General features: G+C 71.8%; 7 protein-coding genes. 2 read left to right on the forward strand and 5 right to left on the reverse strand.

The window, feature by feature from the left end; genetic code table 11:
- The 3 genes from AOK03_RS34800 to AOK03_RS34810 form a co-directional block, all read right to left on the reverse strand.
- A partial coding sequence (locus tag AOK03_RS34800) for an OsmC family peroxiredoxin (protein ID WP_157869160.1) occupies positions 1-219 on the reverse strand: 219 nt, incomplete at its 3' end.
- Between the two features lie 131 nt (positions 220-350).
- A complete protein-coding gene (locus tag AOK03_RS34805) occupies positions 351-1,151 on the reverse strand; it encodes an SAM-dependent methyltransferase (protein ID WP_055569383.1) in 801 nt (266 codons plus the stop codon).
- 65 nt (positions 1,152-1,216) lie between these two features.
- Complete coding sequence (locus AOK03_RS34810) at positions 1,217-2,389, reverse strand: epoxide hydrolase family protein (protein ID WP_055569384.1); 1,173 nt, start codon at positions 2,387-2,389, stop codon at positions 1,217-1,219.
- 103 nt (positions 2,390-2,492) lie between these two features.
- Here AOK03_RS34810 and AOK03_RS34815 point away from each other — a divergent pair, with 103 nt between their 5' ends.
- The gene (locus AOK03_RS34815) at positions 2,493-3,071 is read left to right on the forward strand and encodes a CGNR zinc finger domain-containing protein (protein WP_055569385.1); all 579 of its coding nucleotides are present in this window, start codon (positions 2,493-2,495) and stop codon (positions 3,069-3,071) included.
- Between the two features lie 240 nt (positions 3,072-3,311).
- On the forward strand, positions 3,312-4,943 hold the full coding sequence (locus AOK03_RS34820) for a DUF6345 domain-containing protein (RefSeq protein ID WP_055569387.1): 1,632 nt from the start codon (positions 3,312-3,314) through the stop codon (positions 4,941-4,943).
- 61 nt (positions 4,944-5,004) lie between these two features.
- On the opposite strand, the gene AOK03_RS34825 is transcribed toward AOK03_RS34820, so the two are convergent.
- Together AOK03_RS34825 and AOK03_RS34830 are read right to left on the reverse strand one after the other, a co-directional pair.
- Positions 5,005-6,387: an amino acid permease gene (locus tag AOK03_RS34825; RefSeq protein ID WP_055569386.1), complete on the reverse strand. Its 1,383-nt coding sequence runs from the start codon at positions 6,385-6,387 to the stop codon at positions 5,005-5,007.
- A gap of 84 nt (positions 6,388-6,471) precedes the next feature.
- Complete coding sequence (locus tag AOK03_RS34830) at positions 6,472-8,616, reverse strand: phage holin family protein (RefSeq protein WP_079075150.1); 2,145 nt, start codon at positions 8,614-8,616, stop codon at positions 6,472-6,474.
- Positions 8,617-9,134 lie beyond the last annotated feature (518 nt).

The following is a 9,134-nucleotide window of genomic DNA, read 5'->3' on the forward strand; positions in this document are numbered from 1 at the left end:
GCCCTTGCCGGTGAGGGTGTGCGACAGCGCCATGGAGAAGCAGCTGGAGTGCGCGGCGGCGATCAGCTCCTCCGGGCTGGTCTTGCCGTTCGCCTCCTCGGCGCGCGACGGCCAGGACACCGCCTGCTCCCCGATTCCGGAGGAGTCGAAGGTGACGGTGCCCGAGCCCTCTGCCAGAGAGCCTTCCCAGACCGTGTGCGCGGAGCGCGTGGTTGCCACGATGCAGTTCCCTTCAGTGCGGATCCGTGATCGGAAGTTCCGTTGCCACCATCCGATCACACTCCGGACGAGAACGGGTCGCGCGGGGCCCGACGGCCGACCGGATAACACCTGTCGGCACATGTGCCCCGTCAGGGCTTGCGGGCCACCGCCCCGTACATCGCGATGGCACTGTCGTCGACACCGTCCTGCTCCGGGCCCGGCCGCCACCTGTGCACCTGGGTCACCCCCGGCTCCACCAGCTCCAGACCCTCGAAGAAGGCCGAAGCGGTCGCCAGGTCACGCAGGGCCATGGGCATCCCCTGCCGCCCGTACTCCTCGGCCACCCGGCCCACCTCCTCGGGCGCGAAGTCCGCGGTGCCGATCGTCAGGGCCACGAAGCTGCCCGAGGGCAGCGGTTCGAGCAGCCGCTGCACCAGGCGCCGGTCGTCCGGCGGCAGGATGAAGTGGAGGATCCCGATGATCATCAGGCCGACCGGCTCGCCCAGGTCCACCAGGGCACGGAACTGAGGGCTGTTCAGGATGGCGTCCGGGTCGTGCATGTCCGCGTCGACGTATGCGGTCGCCCCCTCCGGCGAGCTCTGCAGGAGGGCACGGGCGTGCGCCAGCACGATGGGGTCGTTGTCCACGTAGACGACGCGGGACTCCGCCGCCACCTCCTGCGCCACCTCGTGCAGGTTGGGCGCGGTGGGCAGACCGGTGCCGATGTCCAGGAACTGACGGACGCCCCGCTCCTCGGCGAGGTAGCGACCGGCACGGTGCATGAACCGCCTGTTCTCCAGCATGTGCACGGGCAGCGCCGGCCAGTGCCGGCACATGGCGTCCCCCGCTTCGACGTCGACAAGGTAGTGGTCCTTGCCGCCCAGGATGTAGTCGTACACCCGCGCCGAATGTGCCGTCGACGTATCGATCCGATCGCCCGCACCGTGCATGGAAGCTCCACTCTTCACCGCTGACAAGGGGTTCCCGACGCTACACCGCGCCGTCCGCCGGGCGTTCACCGCTGTGCGGACAGCACGGCCGCGAGGCCTTCCCGCAAATCCTTGACGAAGGGTCCGGGGACCTCCAACGACGGGAAATGCCCGCCGGTTTCGGGCGACCTCCATCGGACGATCCGCCGGTAGCGCTCCTGCGCCCAGGGGCGCGGGCACTTCTCCACGTCGCGGGGATACATGGTGAGTGCCGACGGGACGTCGACCCGGAGTTCGGGGTCGAGCGAGTTGTGGCTCTCGTAGTAGATGCGGGCCGCCGACGCGCCGGTCCGCGTCAGCCAGTACAGGGTGACGTCGTCGAGGATCCGGTCCCTGGAAATCGTTTCGAACGGGCTGTCCTCGGTGTCCGACCACTCGGCGAACTTGTCGAGGATCCAGGCGAGAAGCCCGACCGGTGAATCGACGAGCGCGTACCCGATGGTCTGCGGCCGGGTCGCCTGCTGCTTCGCGTACGCCGCGCGGTGGCGCCAGAACGCCTGGGTTTCCTCGGCCCAGGCGCGCTCGACCGCCGTCAGCCCGTCCGTCGTCAGACCGGGCGGCCCCTCGGCGAACGTCGTGTGGATGCCGAGCACGTGCGCCGGGAACCTGCCGCCGAGCACCGTGGTGATGTTGCCGCCCCAGTCGCCGCCGTGGGCCACGAACGTGCCGTAGCCGAGCCTTCCCATCAGCTCCACCCATGCGGCCGCGATCTTCTCGGTGCCCCACCCGGGGGTGGTCGGCTTGTCGCTGTAGCCGAAGCCCGGCAGCGAGGGGACCACGACGTGGAACGCCGGTGCGTCCGCGTCCTCCGGATCCGCCAGTTCGTCGACCACATCGACGAACCGGGCGACGCTGTCCGGCCAGCCGTGCGTCAGAACCAGCGGAGTGGCGTCCGCGCGCGCGGACCGGCGGTGCAGGAAGTGGATTCCCAGACCATCGATGGTCGTACGGAACTGGCCGATGCGATGGAGGCGCTCCTCGAACGGCCGCCAGTCGTAGCCGGTGCGCCAGTAGTCCACGACGTCGACGAGGTCGGCGAGCGGAACGCCCTGCGCCCATCGGCGAGGACCGGGCGCGGCGCCCTGGACCGTCTCGGCCTCGGGCAGCCGCGCCACGGCCAGGCGTGCCCGCAGCTCGTCGAGGTCGGCATCGGTCGCATGGGCTTCGAATGCTTGCACGTCGCTGGTGGGACCGGACATGAGACCTCCTGACCGTGGCGGAACCGGCCGCGCGCCATCGCGAACCGGCTATGCCGGTTCTAACAGTTCTCCGCGTCACGCCGCAACCGGCTATGGTGGTTCCATGCCCGCCGCGTTCCCCGACTTCCGCCTCGGCACCGTGCTGGCGACGAGCTTCACCGGCACCCTGTCGGAGCGTCATGGCGACGCCGTGGAGCGCATTCCCGTGCCGCACCGGCTCGTCGACTGGCTGGCGGTGAACGGTCTCGCCGTGGACTCCTGCACCCCGGCCCAGCTCGACCTCGCCCGGGAGCTGAGGGAGTCGATCCACACCGCCGCGACAGCGGCCGCGCGCCAGGAAGCCCTCCCCGCGTCCGCCGTCCGCGTCATCAATGACCGCAGCGCTCAGGGCCGCGCCGCGGCGATCCTCACGCCCGGGGGAACGCGGCGCTGGCAGCTCGGCCCGGTCTCCGGCGTGGAGGACGCCCTCGGCGTGATCGCGGCCGACGCGATCAGCGTCATCGCGGGTGAACGGGACGGAAAGCTGGCCCTGTGCGCCTCGCCGACCTGCCGGGCCGCCTTCTTCGACACCAGCCGGAGCCGCACCCGCAGATGGTGCGACATGAACACGTGCGGGAACCGCCAGAAGAAGGCACGCTTCAACGCCGCCCACCGCTCTCCCGACGCCGGGGCCTCCGGGTGAAAACGGGCCGCGCGGGGTTCGGTGCGTCCCCGGAGGTGTTCGAGCGGGGTGCGCAGGTGCGCGTCGCCCGATACGAACACGTGGTGTGAGCCGACGCGCCACAGGGGCCTCTGAGGTGCGGGAACAGGCGCGTGGCAGGGGGCCTATGGCCGGAATGGCAACTGGGCAAGGAGCGCCCGCGGTGACACTTTGAGGCCCCCTCGTGCACGGAACGAGGAGATCCTCTCAGGGGGTATGGCCATGCGCATCAACTACTCGGACCACGGTCCGTCCCCGCTCGAACCCGAGAAGCCCGGAGCGGCGGGTGACCGGGACTCGACCTTCGGCTGGTGGGGTGCCTTCAGCATCCAGAAGTTCGTCAACCAGTCGCCGCTCTCCCACACCCACGGCGACGCCACCGGCTGGCTGGCGTACCTCCAGCAGTTCTACGACCGGAACTTCTGGTTCGCCGACGGCGGCGCGCAGGTGTGGGCGTACGAGGAGACGTACGACAACTGGCAGGACCGCTACGGCATGGACGCGGTCGTCGCCGTCTACCACTCGGGCCACGGCGGCATGGACAACAACGGCGTCTTCTTCGCGCCGCTCGGCGCCGTCTGGGACGGCCGCAGCGACGCCATCTCCAACCGGATGGCGCTCGGCAACGAGAAGGCGAACTACGTCTTCTGGTCGACGTGCACCTCGCTGCGCGTCCTCGGCGGGCACTCCCCCATCCGCACCTGGGCCGGACCCAACATCGGCTTCCGGATGATCTTCGGGTTCGAGACGGTCAGCATCGACAGCCCGGACTACGGCAAGAAGTTCTGGGAGAAGTGGCGGGCCGGGCAGACGTTCTGCGACGCCTGGCTCAACGCCAGCTGGGACATCTACCACGGCCAGGCGCCCTCGGTGTGCGCGGTCGGCTCCACCCAGGCCGAGGCCACCAACCGCCTCAACACCGAGCGGAACTTCTACCGCGAGCACGTGCCGGACAACTGGTACGCGTGGCGCTGGTACTACGCACGCGAAGGCGTCAGGGAGCCCCTCTCCCAGCTCCCCGGGCAGCAGCAGATCGTCCAGCTGGCGCCCCGCGAACCGAGCGCCGAGCTCGGCGCGCTCGGGCAGCTGGCCGACTTCCCGTCGGCGGCGCTGCAAGAGGTGCAGGTCGACCGGCTCGGCGTGCTCAGCGCGTCCTCCGGCGACCGCGTGATCTCCAGCGGCCTGGAGGGCAGCCGCTGGGTCAGGCTCGCCGAGCCCAACCACCGCAACACCCAGCAACTGCCCACCGAGCGCGCGATCGAGGCGGCGCGCGCGTTCGCCGAGCGGTACGCCGAAGGCGCCGAGCTCGTCGTCGACAGCGTGCACGACCTGATGCAGAACTCCGGCACCAAGGACGGCTCCGAGGTCGGGCGCCCCGTGTCGCTGCAGACGCACGTGACGTTCCGGCAGGTCTTCGACGGCGTACCCGTCATCACGCCGGGACTGGGCCTGATCCGCGTCGGTCTCGACAACGACGGCACGGCCGTCCAGGCGCAGATCGCCACCCGCCGGGCCACCGGCGTCATGCGCGAGCCGAGCACCGAGGTCTCGCCGCCTCCGCCCAAGGGCGGCAAGGCCACGGCGGCGCCCCTGGAGCGCGACCCGCGCAAGGCGCTCGACGCGGCGCAGAAGAAGCTGCTCGCCGAGCTGGCGGCGGTCACCGCCGACGAGCCCGGACAGCGGGCGACGGCCGAGCGCAGGCCCGAGGTCAGGGACGTGCCCGGCACGTTCGAGGTCGGCTACGAGATGGAGGGCGACGAGGCCTATCCGGCGGCCCGCAAGCTGATCGAGATCGGCGCGCAGGACAGCATGTTCAAGACCCGCCGCTGGGTCGTCGCGCCGCTGGCGAGGTAGGCGCGACGCGGGCCGTTCCCGCCGTTGGGGGCGGCGGGAGCGGCCCGCTCGACGATCCGGATCAGTGACGTCCGGTGGCGGTCCGCTGCTTGCGGGCCGCCATCCACGCGTAGACCAGGACGCCGACGAAGAGGAACAGCACGCCCTGGTAGACGGCCGCGTAACCGGACCCGGCGACCAGCCACATGGAGAACGCGAACGCGACGCCCGCAAGGATCCCGTCCCGCACCAGACGTCCGCGGTGCACGCGCTCGCGCTGCCCGGAGATCAGGAAGTAGATCTGCGCGACGGTGGCCAGGAGGTAGGGCACGGTCGCCGTGAACGTGGTGATCAGGACGAGGGACTCGAAGACGCCGCCGGAGCCAGCCGTGTAGTTGTAGACGGTGAGGAGCGAGGCGAGGACGACGGTGACGAGGACGCCGACGGTCGGCACGCCGCGCTTCTTCTTGCCGAACGCGCTCGGGAACAGCCCGTCCTGGGCGGCCGCGTACGGCGTCTGCGCGCTCAGCAGCGTCCAGCCGTTGAGGGCGCCGACCATCGAGACCAGCGCGGCGCAGGCGACCGCGGTGCCACCCCAGGAGCCGCCGAACATCACGTCGACGGCGTCCGAGAAGGGCGCGGTGGAGGTGATCAGCTTGTCGTGCGCGACGGTCCCGAAGACGGCGAGCGTGCCGAGCAGATAGACGACGGCGGCGCCGAGGGTGCCGAGGATGGTGGCGCGCCCGACGTTGCGGCGCGGATCGCGCACCTCACCGGCGCTGACGGCGGCGGACTCGACGCCCAGGTAGGAGAAGAGCAGGATCGCGGCGGCGGCCGAGACGGCACCGACCGGGCTGTCGTCGCTCGCCCGGAAGGGCCCGAGGTTGGCGCTGTCGAAGAAGAAGAGCCCGCCGACCGCGACGAGCAGCAGCGGCAGGAACTTCAGCACGGTGGCGACCAGCTGGACGGCGCCCACGTACCGCGTGCCCGCGAAGTTCGCGAGGGCGGGCAGGAGTTGGAGGACCAGCGCGGCCAGACAGGCGGTCCACTTGTGGTCGTTGACCGGGACGAGGACGTCGAGATAGCCGACGGCGGCGACGGCCAGGGCCGCGTTGGACACCCAGGTGGTGATCCAGTACGACCAGGCGGCCAGGAACCCCGCGAAGTCGCCGAAGGCGGCGCGGGCGTAGACGTACGGGCCGCCGGTGCGCGGATCGCGCTCCGCCAGCCGGCCGAACACGAGCGCCAGGGCGATGGCGCCGGCGGTCAGGACGGCGAACGCGACGAGGCTGATGGTGCCGAACGGGGCGACGGAGGCCGGGAGCAGGAAGATGCCGCCGCCGATGATGTTCCCCATGACGAGGCACGTGGCGATCGGAAGCCCGAAGCGCCGGGCGTGCCTGCTCTGCGAGTCCACCTGGTCGGGGGCCGGATCCGACGGTGCCACGGTTCCGGTGTCGTGCATGGGGTGGTGCGCCTCTCGTCGTGCCCGGCACCCGGGATCGCCGGGCGGAAGACATGGTCGGGCACGGCGGACCCTGCCCCCAAATCAGTGTGTTTTGTCCTGCGCGGCGCGGTCGGGAACCGCAAATGCTGTGCTGTCCGGCTGGTCGGACGACGAATCGTGCACGTCGGCGGCGACGTGCAGGACCGGCGCCTCCGGCCCCGACTCCTCCCCCAGCCAGCCCCGCAGGACGTGGTGGACCTGCTCGGCACCGACCAGTTCCCCGCTGTCCGCCACCGGGTCGGAGAGCACCAGCGGCGACAGCAGGAAGGGCCGGGACTGCGCCCCGCCGAGCCCGCCGTGCGAACCGATCTGCTCCTCGAAGGCGAGCACCTCGCCCTCCTCCGGGTCGTACCAGGAGTTGACCATGATGTCCGCGGTGTGCGGAAAGCCGTCCGTGCGCCGCACGGCCTCGACGGCGCCCGGCCCGAAGTCGGCGAGCGGCCCCAGGTCGGCCGGTTCCTCGTCCAGATACACCTCTGCGCCGCGCGCCCCCAGCACCACGGGACCCCGCTCCGCACTGCGTACGAGGAGGAAGCCGATGCCCGGATGGTTGGCGAGCGTGGGGAGCAGCGCCGGATGGCGGTCGTCGATCTCCTCGCGCGTCATGCGGTGCCGCACGTCGGGGAACGACACGAGCCCGAGGTTTCCGGAGGCGAGCACGATCGGCTCGGCGCGGCGCACCGGCCTGAGCTGCTCGGCGCCCTCCTCGACGGGCCTGCGCAGCGCGGCCCGCACGGCCGCCCGGGCCTCCGCACCGCTGTGCGTGCGCTGCGCCTTGCGGGACACGGGGAGCCCGCAGCCCGCCCGGACCAGATCACCGAGAGTCAGGCCGTAGCGGGCGCGGAACGTCTCGCCGGGGCTCTGCCCGTGATCGGATAGCACCACGATCCGGTAGGCGCGCGGCGCGTGCTCGGCGACCTGGTCGAGCAGCGCGAGCGACCGGTCGAGGCGCCGCAGGACCTTCTCGACGTCCTTGCCGGACGGCCCCGAGTGGTGGGCCACTTCGTCGTACGCGACGAGGTCGGCGTAGACCGCGCTGCGTCCGGCGAGCATGTCCCCGATGACGGCGGCGACCACGACGTCGCGCTCGACGACGGTCGCGAAGGCGCGGATGAAGGGGTAGAGGCCTCCGCGGGCCACCCGCGGGCGGCGCCGCCCGAACCGGGCCGCGGTGGACTCGCCGATCTCGCGGAAGACCTCGGCGACGAAGGAGAGGGCCGTGCGGACGGCGTTGGCGGGATCGGAGAAGTACGCGAAGTACCCGGCACGTGACCGGTTCTCCTTCCCGCGCCGCGCCGCGACGGAGAGCACGAGGGCGAGCTGTTCGGCGCCCCCGCTGAAGAGGTTGCCGCGGCTCGCGCCGTCGACGGTGAGGAGCCCGCCGTCGCCGGTGCGCTCGACGGCCCGCCGCTGCAGCTCCACGGCGGAGGCGGGCCGGTTGCTGACCATGACCTCGCCCGTGTCCTTCTCGTACCACCGGAACGCGGGCACGTCGTGGTTGGAGCCGTGCAGGATGCCGAGCTGGCTGGCGCCGGTCTGGCTGGACCAGTCGGTGCGCCAGGGGGTGAGCCGGTGGGTGGCGGCGCCCTCGTCGCCCAGCCAGCGCCCGAGGGTGGGCATGAGGCCCGCGGCGACGGCGTCCGTGAGCACGTCGTGGCCGACGCCGTCGAGCTGGATGAAGACGGTGCCGGGGGCGGCGGGCCCGGGAGTCCCGTCCGGACGACGGCGTCTTCGCCGGTCGGCGAGCCGGTAGAGCCTGCGGCGGTACGCGTCGTCGTCCCGCACGGCGAGCGCTCCGCCGGTGGCCGAGGCGACGGCGGACATCACCGCGGCCACGACGACGGCGGTCTCCGCACCCGCCTCGCCGCGCCCCTCGGGAATGAGGTTCAGGGCGAGCAGGAGCAGGGACCCGTTGAGGAAGAAGGCGAGCAGCCCGAGGACGAGCGCGGGCACGAGCAGCAGGGCGCGCACCAGCAGGGGCCACACGAGCGCCGAGAGCAGACCGAAGGCACCGGCGCCGAGGGCGGCGGTGATCGCGATGCGGGTGGCGCTGTCGCCGTCGGCGGACTGGAGCTTGAAGTCCGGCAGGATGCCCGCGAGCACGAGCATCGTCAGCGTGCTGACGGCCCACACCGCGACCACACGCCACAGAGCGCTGCCAAAGCGCCGCCATCGCCCTTGCCCCACGACCTGCCCTTTCACGTGCTCCCCCCCCCGAACCGGACACCAGCGTGTCACAACCCACCCACTCCCCGACGCGGAGCGCCGGAGCGTTACCGGGCGCGCGGGTGCACCACACGGCCGGACGGTCCCGAAGGCCCGGCGCGGAGCGGCGAAGGGTGACGGAGTGGAGCGCCGGAGAAGCACGCCGCGGAGCGGCGGAGCGTTACCGGGCACTTGGACGCAGGACACGCCCGGACGGTCCCGAAGGCCCGACGCGGAGCGCAGGAGCATCACCGGGCACTTGGACGCAGGACACGAGCGGACGGTCCCGAAGGCCCGACACAGAGCGCAGGAGCATCACCGGGCACTTGGACGCAGGACACGCCCGGACGGGCCCGAAGGCCCGACACAGAGCGCAGGAGCATCACCGGGCACTTGGACGCAGGACACGCCCGGACGGGCCCGAAGGCCCGACACAGAGCGCAGGAGCATCACCGGGCACTTGGACGCAGGACACGCCCGGACGGGCCCGAAGGCCCGAC

The sequence above is a fragment of the Streptomyces atriruber genome (genome assembly GCF_001418325.1).
Taxonomy (GTDB): Bacteria; Actinomycetota; Actinomycetes; order Streptomycetales; family Streptomycetaceae; genus Streptomyces; species Streptomyces atriruber.